Source organism: uncultured Cocleimonas sp. (assembly GCF_947495625.1).
Classification (GTDB): domain Bacteria; phylum Pseudomonadota; class Gammaproteobacteria; order Thiotrichales; family Thiotrichaceae; genus Cocleimonas.
The window spans coordinates 1-15,231 of the sequence record NZ_CANLZW010000037.1 but is presented as its reverse complement, the minus strand read 5'-3'; the positions used below and the strand labels follow the sequence as shown (position 1 = coordinate 15,231).

The 15,231-nt window shown below is 38.8% G+C and carries 19 protein-coding genes; 11 read left to right on the top strand and 8 right to left on the bottom strand.

Annotated features, from left to right (window positions below; translation table 11 throughout):
- Positions 1-40 precede the first annotated feature (40 nt).
- From Q1A31_RS17425 to Q1A31_RS17400, 6 genes are read left to right on the top strand one after another with little or no spacing between them, the layout of a single operon-like run.
- The gene (locus Q1A31_RS17425; protein ID WP_299879766.1) at positions 41-745 is read left to right on the top strand and encodes a response regulator transcription factor; all 705 of its coding nucleotides are present in this window, start codon (positions 41-43) and stop codon (positions 743-745) included.
- Entirely contained in the window at positions 726-2,078 is a 1,353-nt protein-coding gene (locus tag Q1A31_RS17420) for a HAMP domain-containing sensor histidine kinase (RefSeq protein ID WP_299879763.1), read from the top strand. The genes Q1A31_RS17425 and Q1A31_RS17420 overlap by 20 nt, the downstream gene beginning before the upstream one ends.
- Entirely contained in the window at positions 2,075-2,605 is a 531-nt protein-coding gene (locus tag Q1A31_RS17415; RefSeq protein ID WP_299879760.1) for a lipocalin family protein, read from the top strand. The genes Q1A31_RS17420 and Q1A31_RS17415 overlap by 4 nt, the downstream gene beginning before the upstream one ends.
- A gap of 49 nt (positions 2,606-2,654) precedes the next feature.
- Positions 2,655-3,185, top strand: coding sequence for a CIA30 family protein (locus Q1A31_RS17410; RefSeq protein WP_299879757.1), 531 nt, complete (start codon positions 2,655-2,657; stop codon positions 3,183-3,185).
- On the top strand, positions 3,172-3,588 hold the full coding sequence (locus Q1A31_RS17405; RefSeq protein WP_299879754.1) for a thiol-disulfide oxidoreductase DCC family protein: 417 nt from the start codon (positions 3,172-3,174) through the stop codon (positions 3,586-3,588). The genes Q1A31_RS17410 and Q1A31_RS17405 overlap by 14 nt, the downstream gene beginning before the upstream one ends.
- A gap of 33 nt (positions 3,589-3,621) precedes the next feature.
- Positions 3,622-3,807, top strand: a complete 186-nt coding sequence (locus tag Q1A31_RS17400) for a TIGR02450 family Trp-rich protein (protein WP_299879751.1) — start codon at positions 3,622-3,624, stop codon at positions 3,805-3,807.
- 19 nt (positions 3,808-3,826) lie between these two features.
- Here the strand turns inward: Q1A31_RS17400 and Q1A31_RS17395 are convergent, their stop codons facing one another.
- From Q1A31_RS17395 to Q1A31_RS17360, 8 genes are all read right to left on the bottom strand, one after another.
- Positions 3,827-4,474, bottom strand: coding sequence for an LON peptidase substrate-binding domain-containing protein (locus Q1A31_RS17395; protein ID WP_299879748.1), 648 nt, complete (start codon positions 4,472-4,474; stop codon positions 3,827-3,829).
- Positions 4,475-4,640: 166 nt separating this feature from the next.
- On the bottom strand, positions 4,641-5,045 hold the full coding sequence (locus Q1A31_RS17390) for a DUF4174 domain-containing protein (RefSeq protein ID WP_299879745.1): 405 nt from the start codon (positions 5,043-5,045) through the stop codon (positions 4,641-4,643).
- A gap of 23 nt (positions 5,046-5,068) precedes the next feature.
- The gene (locus Q1A31_RS17385) at positions 5,069-5,632 is read right to left on the bottom strand and encodes a chalcone isomerase family protein (protein ID WP_299879742.1); all 564 of its coding nucleotides are present in this window, start codon (positions 5,630-5,632) and stop codon (positions 5,069-5,071) included.
- A gap of 24 nt (positions 5,633-5,656) precedes the next feature.
- Positions 5,657-6,124 (bottom strand): DUF3833 domain-containing protein, encoded by a 468-nt coding sequence (locus Q1A31_RS17380; protein WP_299879740.1) that lies wholly within the window; start codon positions 6,122-6,124, stop codon positions 5,657-5,659.
- Positions 6,125-6,128: 4 nt separating this feature from the next.
- Complete coding sequence (locus tag Q1A31_RS17375; RefSeq protein WP_299879738.1) at positions 6,129-7,790, bottom strand: MFS transporter; 1,662 nt, start codon at positions 7,788-7,790, stop codon at positions 6,129-6,131.
- A 4-nt stretch (positions 7,791-7,794) separates the two neighbouring features.
- A complete protein-coding gene (locus Q1A31_RS17370) occupies positions 7,795-9,033 on the bottom strand; it encodes a cyclopropane-fatty-acyl-phospholipid synthase family protein (RefSeq protein WP_299879735.1) in 1,239 nt (412 codons plus the stop codon).
- A gap of 91 nt (positions 9,034-9,124) precedes the next feature.
- Positions 9,125-9,886 (bottom strand): DUF1365 domain-containing protein, encoded by a 762-nt coding sequence (locus Q1A31_RS17365; RefSeq protein WP_299879732.1) that lies wholly within the window; start codon positions 9,884-9,886, stop codon positions 9,125-9,127.
- Positions 9,883-11,247: an NAD(P)/FAD-dependent oxidoreductase gene (locus Q1A31_RS17360; protein ID WP_299879729.1), complete on the bottom strand. Its 1,365-nt coding sequence runs from the start codon at positions 11,245-11,247 to the stop codon at positions 9,883-9,885. Before Q1A31_RS17360 ends, Q1A31_RS17365 begins: the two co-directional genes overlap by 4 nt.
- A gap of 275 nt (positions 11,248-11,522) precedes the next feature.
- Between Q1A31_RS17360 and Q1A31_RS17355 the strand changes: the two genes are divergently transcribed.
- The 5 genes from Q1A31_RS17355 (at position 11,523) to Q1A31_RS17335 (ending at position 15,025) form a co-directional block, all read left to right on the top strand.
- Positions 11,523-11,990 carry a PAS domain-containing protein gene (locus Q1A31_RS17355; RefSeq protein ID WP_299879726.1) on the top strand — a complete coding sequence of 156 codons (468 nt, stop codon included), beginning with the start codon at positions 11,523-11,525 and terminating at the stop codon, positions 11,988-11,990.
- Between the two features lie 46 nt (positions 11,991-12,036).
- A complete protein-coding gene (locus Q1A31_RS17350; protein ID WP_299879724.1) occupies positions 12,037-12,804 on the top strand; it encodes an SDR family NAD(P)-dependent oxidoreductase in 768 nt (255 codons plus the stop codon).
- A gap of 1 nt (position 12,805) precedes the next feature.
- The gene (locus Q1A31_RS17345) at positions 12,806-13,222 is read left to right on the top strand and encodes a nuclear transport factor 2 family protein (protein WP_299879721.1); all 417 of its coding nucleotides are present in this window, start codon (positions 12,806-12,808) and stop codon (positions 13,220-13,222) included.
- Positions 13,223-13,247: 25 nt separating this feature from the next.
- Positions 13,248-13,877 carry a glutathione peroxidase gene (locus tag Q1A31_RS17340; protein WP_299879718.1) on the top strand — a complete coding sequence of 210 codons (630 nt, stop codon included), beginning with the start codon at positions 13,248-13,250 and terminating at the stop codon, positions 13,875-13,877.
- Between the two features lie 89 nt (positions 13,878-13,966).
- The gene (locus Q1A31_RS17335; protein ID WP_299879715.1) at positions 13,967-15,025 is read left to right on the top strand and encodes a MerR family transcriptional regulator; all 1,059 of its coding nucleotides are present in this window, start codon (positions 13,967-13,969) and stop codon (positions 15,023-15,025) included.
- Positions 15,026-15,231: the final 206 nt, after the last annotated feature.

The window sequence follows — 15,231 nt, the reverse complement described above, 5'->3', positions numbered from 1 at the left end:
TTTTTGAATCTTCCCGGTTCTTTTAGTTTAAAGAGGATATATGAGTAGCTTAAATGATTTTCATGGGCGGATTTTGGTCGTCGAAGACAATACCGATATTGCCTCTTTATTGGTCGACTTTTTTACTGATAAAGGTCACATTGCGGATTATGCAAGTGATGGCTTAACAGGATTACATCTCGTAACCGTTAATGAATACGATGTTATTTTGCTGGATTTAGCACTGCCGGGGATCGATGGAATCACCCTATGCCAAAAGCTACGTAAAGAACTTCACTCTTCGACTCCAATTTTAATGCTAACCGCACGCGATTCTTTAGATGAAAAACTGATTGGTTTTGATGCTGGAGCAGACGATTATCTGGTAAAGCCATTTGATTTACTGGAAGTGTATGCCAGAGTTCAAGCACTATGGAGACGTTCAAATAACGACAACCAAACCATCATAAACGTCTCTAATCTGGCCTTTAATTACGAAACACTTGAAGTGGCCAGAGAAGGTAACGCAATAAAATTAAATTCAATAAGACTCAAAATTCTACGTTTGCTCATGGAAAATACTCACCGAGTTGTGTCACGCAGAGAAATGGAAACACACGTCTGGGGAGATGACCCAACTGAGAGCGATGCATTGAGAACACATTTGTCCGCTATCAGACAAGCGATTGATAAGCCCTACGAGAATAAATTATTACACACCATTCATAGCGTGGGGTATAGGCTTTATGATGACCAAGCAGCTTAATTTACTTAATATCGCGCACGGCTTTGACCTCAACAATATTTTTTCTAAACGATGGATTTTACAAACACTATTTATCGTCTTTGCGGTACTAATCAGCATTATAACTATTACCTGGATTTTAGAAAAAAGCCTGGTAAAACAGGCGATGGAATTAGAAGCCGATGCTTTTATAAGCCATTACCAACAAGATAAAAACTTTCCACTACCTAGAACCAGAAATCTCATTGGTTACCTCACAACGCCCGACTCCACTGCAGACACCCCCGCTGAAATCAGCAATCTTGAAGCCGGCCTGTACCCAAAAGTAATGATATCTGGTCGTGAAAAACCTGTGCCTGTCTATATCAGAGATTTTGACAACAATCGCCTTTACCTGATTTTTGAAGGCGCGAACATTGACCGCCTAGTGGGAGTTTTCGGTTTAATCCCGATGAGTATTTTGCTCATTCTTATTTATACCAGCAGTTGGATAGCCTACAAATTAACCTGGCGAGCAGCTTCTCCTGTATTAAAAATTGCGCGCAATCTGAGAAAATCTGGCCCTGATAGTTTCGCCTTAAAAGTTTCGACTAAAAACCTGAGTGGCGAAACCAAAGAACTGGCTGAAGCGCTGGATGAATATGCTAAACGTATTGATGTTTTTGTCGAAAGAGAACGCCAGTTTACTGCTGACGTTAGCCACGAGTTACGTACACCGATGACTATCATTGATGGTGCTGCTCAATTTCTTGAAACTGAAAGTAACATCAGTGACAAAGGCGCTGATCGAGTCAAAATGATTCGCCGCGCTTGTAGCGATGTAAACGACCTGACCTCTGCCTTCTTCCTAATGGCTAGAGAACAGAAGCCTGAACTTGGCAACCCAGATACTAATGTGACTGAAATCATAGAAAATGAAGTAATCAAATTGAGTTCTTTGATTGATACCAAAAATGTAGATTTATCCATAAATATTCAAGACGAACTTATTGTTAATACACACAGAAAAGCACTAGAAATAATCATTGGGAACATTCTGGGCAATGCCATCAAATACACCGAAAAAGGAGCCATTGAAATAACCGTGTCTGGCAATCAGATAATGGTTTCCGATACTGGAATTGGTATACCCAATGAATTATTACCAAAGTTATTTGAACGTCATGTGCGTGGTAGAGGTCTACATCAGGCAGGTGAAGGTATTGGTCTCGCTATTGTTAAAAGATTATGCGATCAATTCGATTGGCATATTTCTATTAAAAATAAAGAGATACAAGGCATTCTCGTGACTCTTACTAAAAATCAAGATTCGCTGAAGGCAAGCAGTGAAGATAAACAAGGGTTAACAAAATGATAAAAAAATATTTACTACTATTAACCATTTTCTTGAGCGGCTGCTCAGCAGGTGTTCCAGATGGCATTAAACCAGTTTCTGATTTTGAGGTTAATCGCTACTTTGGTAAGTGGTATGAAATAGCGCGTCTTGATCATTCATTTGAGCGCGGACTGAGTAATATAACAGCGGAATACAGTCTTCGCGAAGATGGCAATTTACGGGTACTTAATCGTGGTTACAATATCAAAAAGAAGAAATGGCAAGACGCAGAGGGTAAAGCCAAATTTACTGGCCCAAGTGATATTGGGAGCTTAAAAGTATCTTTCTTTGGACCATTTTACGGTGGCTACAACATTATCGAATTGGATCAGCAGAACTATCAATATGTAATGATTGCTGGTAATGATCGAAGTTATTTCTGGATATTGTCACGTACTCCGAAACTCGATCCAGCGGTACAAAAACGCCTTATTAATAAAGCCCGTAGCCTTAAGTTTCCCGTTGAAAAGTTGATCTACGTTAATCATGACCTTGCTAAACAATAAACCGATGAAAAAATTCCTACTCATAATTCTAACGAGCCTATTTTGCTTTATGAATGCATCCGCCGAAGACTTAATTATTGATGACCGCAGCAGCGGAAATACTCGATCAAATATAGGATCTGACTGGCGACTCTTTACCGATAGGGTTATGGGAGGGGTTTCAAAAGGCAGCCTATCTCCCGAGCAATATCAGGGTAAACAATGCTTAAGAATGACAGGAGAAGTGTCCACTGAAAATAACGGCGGCTTCGTGCAAATGGCATTGGATTTAAATGACGGCAAAGCGTTCGATGCCAGTAACTTTGAAGGTCTTGAATTAGTCGTTGCAGGAAACAACGAAGTTTATAATGTACATTATCGTACCAGCGGACTCTGGATGCCGTGGCAATCGTATCGAGCCAGTTTCAAAGTATCGCCAGAATGGGGAATAGTAAAAATACCATTTAGTACTATGACACAATATAAAACCAGCAAGCAGTTTAAGGCGAATCATATCAAGCGTATTGGATTAGTCGCCATTGGCAAAAATTTTGATGCTGATTTGTGTGTTGCTTCTGTGAGGTTCTATGGAAAACAGTAAATCAGAATCGACAATGTCTAAAGTGATTATGTATCACGATGGTGAGTGTCCATTGTGTAAATTCGAAGTAAAGACAATGCAGAAGCTAGACATTGCTAATGCCATTTACTGGGTGGATATCACCAAAGATAAAGAGGCTTTAGAAAAATCTGGCATAACTTACCAACAAGCTATGGCAAGAATTCATGTTCAGGATGAAAGTCAAAAAATGCTAACAGGTGTTCGAGGATTTATGACCGTGTGGAAACATTTACCCTATTACCGGAGAATCGTTCCGGTAATCGAGCATGTTCCGTTTCTCTTGCCTGTTCTGGAAAGCATCTACACCTTATTTGCGAAATATCGTTTGCCTCTCACAGGCAAAAAATCGCAACCATCTGAACATCAAAACAAAGAGGCCTAAGCCATTAATCGCATCAACCCAGCAAAATTGCTCTTGTCAAAATGGACAGCAATAACACCAGAAAACAAGGAACGGCACTTTATCGTTTCTGAATTATTAAAGGACGAGGAAGAACGAATCATTGGCTGCAAATTAGAAGCTGTTATTAATAAAAATCAATACGATATCGATTGGCAGCGCCTAAAAAATAACGAAGAATGGCTAATGGGCTGGAAATAGCCTTCTTCAAAATAAGCAATTAGTGACGGATTTCTGATACTTTATTATTACTTTCGAATATAGCCGTTATCGCTTTAATCCGTTGTTCAATAGTATCGATTTCAATCAACATCTGTTTATCTTCATTGGATAAATTAAGAAAGTAGAAAAGAGCATTGAGTAAATTTTCTGCATCCAGCTTTTCCAGTACCTCCCAATCTAATTTCATATCGGTCTGGTTGAAATAAACCTTTAACGTATTAATAAATGATTTTTGAGTAACAGCATCTGGCTCAGATTGTTCCTCATAGTCGATAGCGAATTTAGACCATTCTGGAACAATTAAGCGATAACCACGAGTAGTCACTATTTCATCTTTAATTTCAAAGCGACACAATCCAGTTAGTGAAATTTCAAGACGCCCATCATTGGTTTCTTCATAACGGGTAATTCTGGCGGCGCAGCCCACTTTATAAAGTTCTGGCTTGGGACTGTCGTCACGAGGTTGAATCATACCGATTAAGCGATGACTCTCCATCGCGTCTTGCAGCATATTAATATAACGCGGCTCGAAAATATTTAAGGGCAAATGACCACCTGGCATAACCACGGCATTCCCAAGAGGAAACACGGGAAGCGTATTTGGTAGCTGGTCAAAATGTTGCATAAATGGACTTAATTTACTCATTTTCATCCTTGTTTATTAGGCTCTCAAAATAGTCTTATTACTATTTAAAGTGAACACACCCCCCTACTTTGAATGATATTACGTTTTTGTTTTTTAAAAGCGTAAATAGAATTTATGCAGAGCTGGAGGCACTTTTTTATTTTTCTACTATTAATTAATCATAATCTTACTGCATTTCCTGAATGCGCATTGGCATCTGGTCAATTTCAGAAAACAGATAATCGATATTTACTTTTTTCTGCCTGAGCTTTTCGCCCTGATCATAACCAATTAGCAGCAATCGAAATTCATTTACGCTTACTTTATACATTTCTCTAAAGCCCAGATTGGATACATCGCTACTTATTTTGGAATCTAATCTTACAGAATCTTTCGCAATCACATGCCAGGTATGTAATTTGCGCTCTTCAAACTCTTCACTGAATTCTGCCAGCACTTGCTTAAATAGTTGATACTGCTGATGCTCATAACTGGGTGAAAAAACTATGAGTTGGCGTTTCTCCCATGCGTACTCATTAAGGGCTGATTGTATTTTCTCAGTTGCTAATGCATTGAATGAAAGCACCATCATTAGTATTAATCCCAACCCTTTTATCACAACGCACCTTGCCTATTCACAGGGAAAAAAGATCGATATAAAGGATTCGATATGGGTTTATTTTTAGACAGCCAAATTCCGAGATAGGCTTTTGCTAATTCTGCAGATTTAATTTCTATCAGATTTTTGCCGTTTAAATCAAGACGCATCAACTGATTTCTGCCGTTGTAACAAAGGCTATAGCTATCACCCTTCTTTACAGGCTTGTAGGCTTGTTGAAATGCATCTAGTGGCTCTTTAATTTTCTCTAAGTATTCAGCACTGTGCTGCCGACTTAATATTTTTGTTGTTGCCAACCTGAATTTGTCCACCGATAAGTTAACCGCATAATCTAACTTTAAACACTTCGACACATTCGCGTTTAGTATGGTTTCTGCTCTCACTACATTAGGGCTGTAAAGACTAATATCGTAAACCTTGATCATTTTTAAATAACGGACTTCGCCTTTACTATGTAATGGCCATTGTTTTGTGTAAGCAAATGCTGAAGAAAAAATCGTGCTCAATATCATTACCATGATCATTACAATCAGTGGAAATATCGTTTTAAAAATCCTCATCTTTGACTCCAGAAATCAGTGTTATTACTTCTTGAAACTAATAAAAACTTCACCCAGATTAAAACCAAACTTACTCATTTTTGCACGATTGAGAAGAACACCATCCGGCTGTAAGAACATCCAGTCATCAAATCTTACCTTATAAGTTTTACCGTCTACTGGTAGGCTCAAGTCATACTTCCAATTCAGCGCATTACCAGCACTAACACCTTTAGCCTCACCGATGACATCGTCAGCTTTACCTATGAATTGATTATTGCCATCTTTGCTAATAGTCCAGACGCGCCTGGATTTTTCACCATCACTCCAGACGAAATCTTCTTCTAAAACGAGCTGTCCCTGATCGTTGGTATAACCATTGATATCAACAACAAACTGTCTTTTAAGGTTGCCGCCTCGATCCTGAAACATTCCCCAACCACGTGTTTTTCCCTGGAAATAATCAAACAAGGAGAAGTTAGGTTTATTCTGCTGATAATCTTGTATTTTCATAGTACTACTGCATCCGCTTATGATGGGTAACAAAAGAAACAGTGTGAGTAATAGCCTTTGAGTGAGTGTTTTCATCGTGTTTACCTACTATTGTATTTTCTTTTTGAATGGATTTTGGTGATGATTCTGCTTTTTTTGCTTTAGAAAGAATGACTTTTTGAGGCATTTCCTCTAACGATACTGGCTTTGAAGATAGTGAATTTGCAGGAGATGTATTTGAAGAAAGTATATTTTCAGAATCCTCATTTGAAGATTGTGCACTTGATGTGTTTAAAGGCGCTGAGGAAGCAAAATAGCTTCGTCCATATGGGAAATGCCACATTTGAGATAACACCCATAACTTAAAAATAATGGGAATTAAGGCATACAAAATTACTAATGAAATTACTGCTATTTCACTAGGTTCCTGTGTTGCTAAAACATCTGGCTTAAGCCCCACTAGATCCAACAGGGGAAATGCGATACCCACTGCAAGTGCTAGTGATAATTTTGTCAGTAAACCCCAAACTCCAAATAGCAATGCTGTTGAATCCTGTTGCTGACTTCCAATAGTTACTTCGGATAAGAGACTTTCCCCAGAATCGATAGCGATGCTATTCGATCTCTTCTTTGAAATATCCTGAGATATATCAGCCTGAATAGATGCAGGCATCACAACATCAGCACCTAAACAAAAACCACTCGCCACACAAATCACTAAAAAGGGTTGGAAATCTCCAGCATTAAGAAAAGGCACCCAAATAAAACTTGCTATAGAACCGTATAGAGCGATAGACCAACTGGTGTGCTTATCTGTTTTTCTGGCCAGATATAGCCAGAAAGGGATGCCTATAATGGCTGATAAAAAATAGCTGATTAACAAAATTCCGACTTTATCCGGTGTTTGTAAAACATAACTGACAAACAGGATAAACAGGGTTGCAGGAAACGCATTTGCCATACTGTTAATAAAATACGCAGGTAACAACTTTTTGATAGCAGGATGTTTAATTACCACAAACGTTTGTTTGCTGAATAGTTTATTTCTATTTTGCTTTGTAGACTTTGCAGGTAGCAAATTAGGAGACAATTTCCACAGCAGCGGCAATAAAGTCAGTGGTATTAAAAAAGTCAGGTAGTTTGCTAATACTTGCAGAATAGACTTTAAGTCAGATTCAATAGACATTAAAACTGGCAAACTAATTACTGCAATCGTTCCTATCACCGCGAAAATTTCACGGCTGGATGCCAGTGCGCTTTTCTCATGATAATCATCACTAATTTCAGCACCAACAGCCAACCACGGAATATTGATTAAGGTCCAACCTAGGTAAGTGACAAACGACCAGAAAAATAGATAAAACGCTGTGGCAGTTTCTTCAGGTCTGAGTAAAAAATTCAGGCCAACTAGCAACAAAGGAATACCAGAAATTATAAAGCTTTTTCTACGCCATGAAACCGATCGAAACTTAGGATATCGATCGTTTAACATTCCAATTAATGGATCGGTAATAACGTCTAAAGAACGCGCTAATAGCAAGGCTAAACCAACTGCCGTCAGAGACAAGCCTAAATTTTGACTATAATAACTCGGTAAATATACGAACAGCGGAAGGCCGAGCATTGCCAATGGCAATCCCGGCAAACCATATAAAAATATCAATTGTGATTTTAGTTTTCCGCTCACAATTTTAATCCGAATGCGTTAAGGTCAGTTGAATCACATCAATACGCTCTTCTTCGAAACCAGCTTGACAGTAACCTAGGTAATAAAGCCACATACGTTGAAAACGTTTGTCATAACCTAAGGCTTCCAATTCTGGTATCACGTTTAGAAAACTCTTTTCCCATCGCGCTAAAGTTTCACCATAATCATGACCAAAACTGATGCGGTTATTTATTTTCAAGTCATTTTTACTGACCAAATCAGACAGAATACCTTCAGATGGCAACATTCCGCCCGGGAAAATATAACGCTGAATGAAATCTGCACGCTTCTGGTACAAATCATAATATTGATCTTTGATCGTGATGATTTGTAATACGGCTTTTCCACCTGGTTTCAGGCTTCGCTTTAACATTTCAAAATATGTTTGCCAGTATTGCTCACCTACGGCCTCAAACATTTCTATAGAAACAATATGATCATATTGCTGATCTATTTCACGATAATCTTTGATTTCTAACTGCCCTTTTTCACCAAAGTGAGACAGGCGCTTATGTGCAAACTCAAACTGCTCATCAGAGAGTGTTACACCATGTAGATGACAACCTTTTTCCAGTGCCTTTTCTGCAAAACCACCCCATCCAAAACCAACTTCCAGGATTGATTGGCCTGCCTCTGCATCAATCTCATTTAGAATTCTTTGGTATTTATTATCTTGAGCTTCCAATAAAGACTGGTCTTCGCGAGCTACATTAGATGTCACTTTTGATGCAAACAGCGCCGATGAATACGTCATACTTTCATCTAACCACAACTGGTAAAAATCATTACCCAGATCATAGTGATACTGAATGTTCTTACGACTACCTTTAATGCTGTTTTTACGTAATTTGTGATAGATATTAGCGGTAGCACGCAACATGCTTTTGCCACCGTAGGTTTTACCTAGATTGTTTCTGTTTTTAAGGAATAGTTTAAGTAATTGGGTCACATCATCACTGCTCCAATCACCCTCTAGAAAACTCTCGGCAAATCCTAAATCACCTTTTGCCAGACATCTCCACGCCATTTTTAAAGGCTGGTTAATGCGTAAGGTAGCTGTAATAGAATCGTCGTTTCCGCAGGCGTAACAATGACCATCAATATATACGTACAATGTTCCATGATGTATTTTCGCCAGAGATTTCATCAACCAGCGCTTAAATGCTGGCAAATGATCAAAACTTGGTGGTAAAACACGACTAAGTGTCATTTCATTATTCATAATTACTCCTCGTAATCTCAGAATGCATCAATTTGTTACTATTAATTTCTAAAGCTATGGCTACATGGCTACGTTTAAATTCGGTTCTAAATTAACTAAAGTCTTCTTTTGGTGCTGGTGGCTTCTTGTGAAAAACGCCACCTCTCATCCAGATTTTTAAAGCCTGCCAATGAATCAACCACATGATTTTGAATGTCATCAGTGGCAAACGGAAAAATTGGCCTAAAAGGTGGGGGGTGTTAATTTCTTGCTGTTCACCCATTTGAGTAGCAGTTAACATCAATTCGTTATCTTGGTACTCATTAATCACTATCAGTAAATCTTCACCAGGTGTCCCAATAGTGAATCGATATACTGCGTCCATGCTGATAAAGGGAGATACATGAAAATGCTTTTTCTTGTGTGCTTTTACCCTGCCTTTGTACGGCTCATTATCGTTATGTAGAACGTAATGATGATGCTCTCCAAAGGTATTGCTTACTTCACAGACAACCGCATAGAGTTGCCCATCTTCACCGAAGCAATACCACAGACTTAAGGGATTAAACGCGTAACCCAGGATTCTTGGAAAACACAGTAATTTAACCTGATGCTTTGCCTTGCCCAGATTGTGCTCATCTAAAACTGTATCGATCCAGGTCCTCCAATCTGAGCCATCTCTAGGCCCATGATCTTTGGTGTACACGCTATATAGATTAAAGCGATTAAATGATAGAAGAGGATTAACGTTTTTCCCCTTAACCTCATCAATATCAACCAGAAAACTGAACACTTTGTAATCAAAACGATAGTTCTGTGGAAAATGTCTTCTATGCATTACATCGCAAGCATATAGAGAAACGGATGAGCTCATTGAGAACCCCCAATCTTTGCTTTTTCTTCAGTGATGTCTACTGTTGCTAATTCTTTCCAGGGAGCGATAACACCCAGTTTTTCGCAGATTTTGACCGATGAAGCTAAAGCATCTTCGTGGAAACCATAGCCCGTGTAACTGCCACAAAACCAACAATTATTTTCACCCTGCAACTCCTCCAATCGGGACTGTGCATAAATGGCATCACGATCAAAAACGGGATGGTGATAGGTCATTTTTTTAATGACTTTGGTCTCGTCTAACTGCTGATAAGGGTTGAGTGTTACCAGATAGTTTTTTTCTGCTTTAATCTTCTGTAAGTTATTCATCCAGTAGGTTGCTGTAACCTTGCTTTCTTCTGAGCCATCTTCTGCATCAGTGCCTGCCTGAGCTAAATAATTCCAGGAACACCACGCGTTTTTGCGTTTGGGCATTAGCGTTTCATCGGTATGTAGATAAGTGATATTTTCCTGATATTTGAAACAACTTAATATTCCTATTTCATCTTCACTAGGCTGATCAATCAGTTTTAATGCTTCATCGGCATGACAGGCAAAAATAACTTGATCGAAATAGAAACGCTTGCCGTCACTAATTACCTCAACATTACCCTTATCCTTATTGGTAGTACGACTTACTGATTCAGCACCGCCCTTAATGCAGATTTCAGTGCTTAAAGTAGGCATCATCTTGCGAATATATTCACGACTACCGCCAACCACGCTTCTCCACTGAGGCCTGTTTTGCAGATCAATCAATCCATGATTAGCAAAAAATCGTAAGAAACTATGAGCAGGGAAAGTATTCATAATCTCTACAGGGCAAGACCATATTGCAGCTCCCATCGGAAGTAGATAGTTTTGTTGCAGGTCTTTGGAGAAATTATGCTGTTTAAGGAAATCACCCAGAGATAGTTCACTGGATTTATCTTTTTCTAACGTTGGTAATTCGGCATGAGCTGTTTTATTGAAACGAATAATCTCTTGAATCAATCGCCAGTGTTTAATGCTCACTAGGTTGCCACGCTGAGCAAACATACCCTTTAATCCAGAACCCGCATATTCAAGTTCTCCCTGATTCATAGAGAATGCAAAAGACATATCGGTAGCCTGCGTCTTCACCTCTAGCTCTTCGAAAAGACCAACCAGATTAGGATAATTTTTTTCGTTGTAGACAATAAAACCAGAATCAATAGCCAGTTTTGTATCACTTTCTAAGACATCATGAGTATGGGTATGTCCACCAAGGTAATCGTTCTTCTCAAAAAGTGTGACATCGTATTTTTCATTCAATAACCAAGCCGCAGACAATCCTGTTACGCCAGATCCGATAATCGATATTGATTGTTTTGTTTTACTCATTTTAATCACACTCTCCGCTTATCTATACAATAGTTATACATAATGTATAGTATTTCCATCTATTTGTATAACTATTTTTCATAATCAATCATTTTATTGATGTTTCTGTTAAATAAATGCGAAATGGATGAGAAAATTTGTATGTGAAAATATGACTAATTCCTGAAAACAAAAAAATGGCTAAAAACCCTAAAAATACAGCTATAAACACTCAATTTTGTTATAGACTGAGACAATATTTACCTAAAAAAATGAAGAGATATGGAAGTAATCGTATGAGCAATGATCCCGATACGAACGAAAACAATGCAAGACCTGAACAGACACCGATAAGACCTGACTTACTTCATGCCCTTATTGATCATGCTGAACACGGTATAACCATTGCAGAACGTGAAGGTGACGACACCATTCTGCTATATGTGAATCAGGCATTTGAGAAAATGACTGGCTATACACCTGATGAATGCCTATACAAAGATTGCCGTTTTCTACAAGGCGAAGATAAGCAACAGGAAGAAATCAAGAAGATTCACAAAGCAATAGAAGACGAAGAACCCGTCAGAGTCGTGCTTAGAAATTACCGCAAAGATGGCACACTGTTCTGGAACGACCTAACTATCACGCCTTACTTCGATGAGGTCGAAAGCGTGATGTACTATATAGGTGTACAAAAAGACATCAGTAGCTTCGTTGCATTAGAAGAAGAATTAGCGATTGCCAAAGCAAAACTCGATGAATAAAAAATAAAGCTGTACAAGTTATGTATAATTTTAGTATAAATACATTATGGATAACAAAAACACAGCGTGGATTATTGGTGCAAGCTCAGGAATAGGCAAATGCCTGGCTGAGCTTTTAGCCAAAAATGGTTGGCAGGTCGCAATTAGTAGCCGTAACCAGAACGCTTTAGATGATATAGCAAACGATCATCCCAACCTTTTTCCATTCTCTTTAGATATTACTGATAAAGAAAGTCTGGCAAAGGCTAGAGATGCGATCATTCAAGAACTAGGCTTTATAAATACACTGTTTCTTAACGCTGGGGATTACACCCCAATGCCACTGGATGAATTCGACCCAGCTCTTTTCGAACAATTAATATCTATCAATTATCTTGGCGTTGTTAACGGACTGGATACTATCCTGCCGTATATGCAGAGCAAAAATTCTGGGGAAATCTATATCACAGCAAGTCTTGCCGGATATCGTGGTTTACCCAAGTCAGCGCCATACAATGCCAGTAAAGCTGCGGTAATTAGTCTGACAGAATCGCTTCACTTAGAACTCAAGCAACAAAATATTACTTTAAGATTGATCAATCCTGGTTTTGTAAAATCCCCGCTGACAGATAAAAATGATTTTAAAATGCCATTTATGATCAGTCCTGAGAAAGCGGCTGAATACATTTTTAAAGAGCTACCAAAAAGTAATTTTGAAATCACTTTCCCAAAACGTTTCTCCTACATCATGAAAACGTTTCGAGTACTCCCTTACAAACTCTACTTTGCTTTAACCAAATCCTCACTTAAAACGAATCAAGTGAAAGAAGCCTGATATGGATAGAGATGACAACTTTATGCGCTTTTTTACTGAGTTAACTGCTGAGAATCTACAACAGATTAATGATGTATTCGCGCCTAATGCACATTTCAAAGACCCATTTAACGACGTTAACGGAATCGATGCGATTCAAAACGTATTTACTCATATGTTTGCCACCACCGAGCGACCAAAATTCAGCATTAAACATTACGCCTCAAATCAGCAAACACTTTTTATCCAGTGGCAATTTAGCTTCGGCAAGAACAAAACGATGTGGTTGATAGATGGCTCTAGCATGGTGACTTTCAATGACAACAATCAGGTTCAAGAGCACATTGATTACTGGGACCCAGCAGAACAAATATATAGCAAAGTGGGAATACTAAGACCACTGATGAATTTTCTTAAATCACGATTGACAGCAAGTTAGCAACATTTTTATAAGGCACAAAAACATGAATGAACAAGATCTCAACAACCAAAATTTAACCAAGCTGTTTAAAATATCTACACTAGTGGCGTTATCAATGGGTTTTGCACTGCTTTTACCCTTCTTTTCAATTGCAAAAGCTGAGGCAGTTCCCTCTCCAGTGAACGCAAATGGCTGCCCTCAAACTTTGGATTTTAATCTGAGAAGATTGGCAAAGTCCGAAGAAGTAAATCTATGTGACACTTACAAAGGCAAAGTAGTTTTAATCGTGAACACCGCCAGCAAATGCGGTTTCACCGGTCAATTTGACGGATTAGAAGCGCTCTACAACAAATACAAAGATAAGGGTTTGGTAGTTTTAGGCTTCCCTTCCAATGACTTTGCTAATCAAGACCCTGAGAACGAAAAAAACATCGCTAAATTCTGTCGTCTTACTTATGGCGTAAAGTTTCCCATGTTTCAGAAAACACACGCTGCAGAAAGCAATGCTTCGCCTATATACAAAACCTTAGGCGGATTGGCAGGTGAATTTCCAGAATGGAATTTTCATAAATATCTTCTGGATACCAAAGGTAACTTGATTGGTTCTTTTAAAAGTCAGGTCACTCCAGACAGTAACAAGATCGTCTCGCTTATCGAAAAACATTTACCTTAAACTCAAGTAAATGCTTCCTTATACAATATCTGTACAACATGATAGTATAGGCGGCAATTTTATACACGATGAATTAACTGGTTTACACCATGAAAGAAAATCTGGATAACTTATTACCCGCATCGGAAGAAGGTTTCTACCCGATTAGAACGGTTTCTGAAGTAACCGGCGTAAACGCCATTACGCTTAGAGCATGGGAAAGACGCTACGGTCTGTTTAAACCAGAGCGCACACCGAAAGGTCATCGCCTCTACAGCCAGCAAGATATTTTACGCATTCAGCAGGTTTTACAGTTACTAGAAAAGGGCGTGTCTATTGGTCGCGTTTCTAATGCATTAAAAAATGAAACCGAGTTAGAAGACCTTGCAGATATAACCATGCAAAGTAATTCCGGCAAAACACTAAATAAGAACAGTCATAATAAAAATAATGATAACGAATTAACAAAGCAATTTAAGGAAGCACCTTCTGAAGATCAGTGGAAAACCTATAGTGAAAAATTATTGGATGCAGTTAACAGCTACGATTTAGAGCAGCTTGAAAGATTGCATCACGAAATATTTTCACTTTATCCCCTGGAAATTATAAGTCGTAGCTTATTACGGCCGGTATTAACTGATCTTCGAAATCAGGCAGAGCAACTTCAATCGCTATCTGGCAACTATCATTTCTACTGGCAATTCCTGCAACAGCGGATAGGTGGATTATTTCTAAAAAGCACCTTGCAGAATCGTGGCAAAAAGATTCTATTGATGGCTTATGGCGACAGTAAAGCCAATGTTGAATTGATGTTATTTGGACTTCCTCTTCTCACTCACGGTTATCGCGTGGTGGTTCTGGGTAGCGATATTCCATTTGATGCTATCCCAATGACACTGTCTCGAGCAGGGAGCGATGCTTTGATAATTTACTCTGCCGCGCCTGTTTCACAGGCTTCACCCGAATCCGATCAGGGCGGATCAACCCAAACAACTGAAATGATGGTTTCTATCAAAGCCGTTGCGGATAGCCTCAAGATGCCGGTATTTATTGCTGGAGAACACAGTGAAGCTGAGTCTAAGGAATTGGATGAAACTAATCTTGTACAACTCACAGATAGCGCAATTGAACAATTAAAAGTGATTGACGCGACTCTTAGCAAAGAATAACTGCTTCTATATAGTTAAAGTCACCCCCCTACTTTCAGGGGGTTTTTATTGTCTTCTTCAACATAACTATATTCAAACGGCTCTATAAAATGCCCTATAAGTAGGGGGGTGACTTCACTGCTGTCCCATAGTTTACCATTAGAAAGCGAACTTCATCTGAGGCTCGCTTTTCTTATGTCTGGGAGGATCTGGTTTTAGAATCTCTC

Bases quoted from the DNA above. Each gene is read 5' to 3' on its own strand.
- Q1A31_RS17425 (WP_299879766.1), top strand. From the start codon at position 41: ATGAGTAGCTTAAATGATTTTCATGGGCGGATTTTGGTCGTCGAAGAC.
- Q1A31_RS17420 (WP_299879763.1), top strand. From the start codon at position 726: ATGATGACCAAGCAGCTTAATTTACTTAATATCGCGCACGGCTTTGAC.
- Q1A31_RS17415 (WP_299879760.1), top strand. From the start codon at position 2,075: ATGATAAAAAAATATTTACTACTATTAACCATTTTCTTGAGCGGCTGC.
- Q1A31_RS17410 (WP_299879757.1), top strand. From the start codon at position 2,655: ATGAATGCATCCGCCGAAGACTTAATTATTGATGACCGCAGCAGCGGA.
- Q1A31_RS17405 (WP_299879754.1), top strand. From the start codon at position 3,172: ATGGAAAACAGTAAATCAGAATCGACAATGTCTAAAGTGATTATGTAT.
- Q1A31_RS17395 (WP_299879748.1), bottom strand. From the start codon at position 4,474: ATGAGTAAATTAAGTCCATTTATGCAACATTTTGACCAGCTACCAAAT.
- Q1A31_RS17390 (WP_299879745.1), bottom strand. From the start codon at position 5,045: ATGATGGTGCTTTCATTCAATGCATTAGCAACTGAGAAAATACAATCA.
- Q1A31_RS17385 (WP_299879742.1), bottom strand. From the start codon at position 5,632: ATGAGGATTTTTAAAACGATATTTCCACTGATTGTAATGATCATGGTA.
- Q1A31_RS17380 (WP_299879740.1), bottom strand. From the start codon at position 6,124: ATGAAAATACAAGATTATCAGCAGAATAAACCTAACTTCTCCTTGTTT.
- Q1A31_RS17370 (WP_299879735.1), bottom strand. From the start codon at position 9,033: ATGAATAATGAAATGACACTTAGTCGTGTTTTACCACCAAGTTTTGAT.
- Q1A31_RS17365 (WP_299879732.1), bottom strand. From the start codon at position 9,886: ATGAGCTCATCCGTTTCTCTATATGCTTGCGATGTAATGCATAGAAGA.
- Q1A31_RS17360 (WP_299879729.1), bottom strand. From the start codon at position 11,247: ATGAGTAAAACAAAACAATCAATATCGATTATCGGATCTGGCGTAACA.
- Q1A31_RS17355 (WP_299879726.1), top strand. From the start codon at position 11,523: ATGAGCAATGATCCCGATACGAACGAAAACAATGCAAGACCTGAACAG.
- Q1A31_RS17350 (WP_299879724.1), top strand. From the start codon at position 12,037: ATGGATAACAAAAACACAGCGTGGATTATTGGTGCAAGCTCAGGAATA.
- Q1A31_RS17345 (WP_299879721.1), top strand. From the start codon at position 12,806: ATGGATAGAGATGACAACTTTATGCGCTTTTTTACTGAGTTAACTGCT.
- Q1A31_RS17340 (WP_299879718.1), top strand. From the start codon at position 13,248: ATGAATGAACAAGATCTCAACAACCAAAATTTAACCAAGCTGTTTAAA.
- Q1A31_RS17335 (WP_299879715.1), top strand. From the start codon at position 13,967: ATGAAAGAAAATCTGGATAACTTATTACCCGCATCGGAAGAAGGTTTC.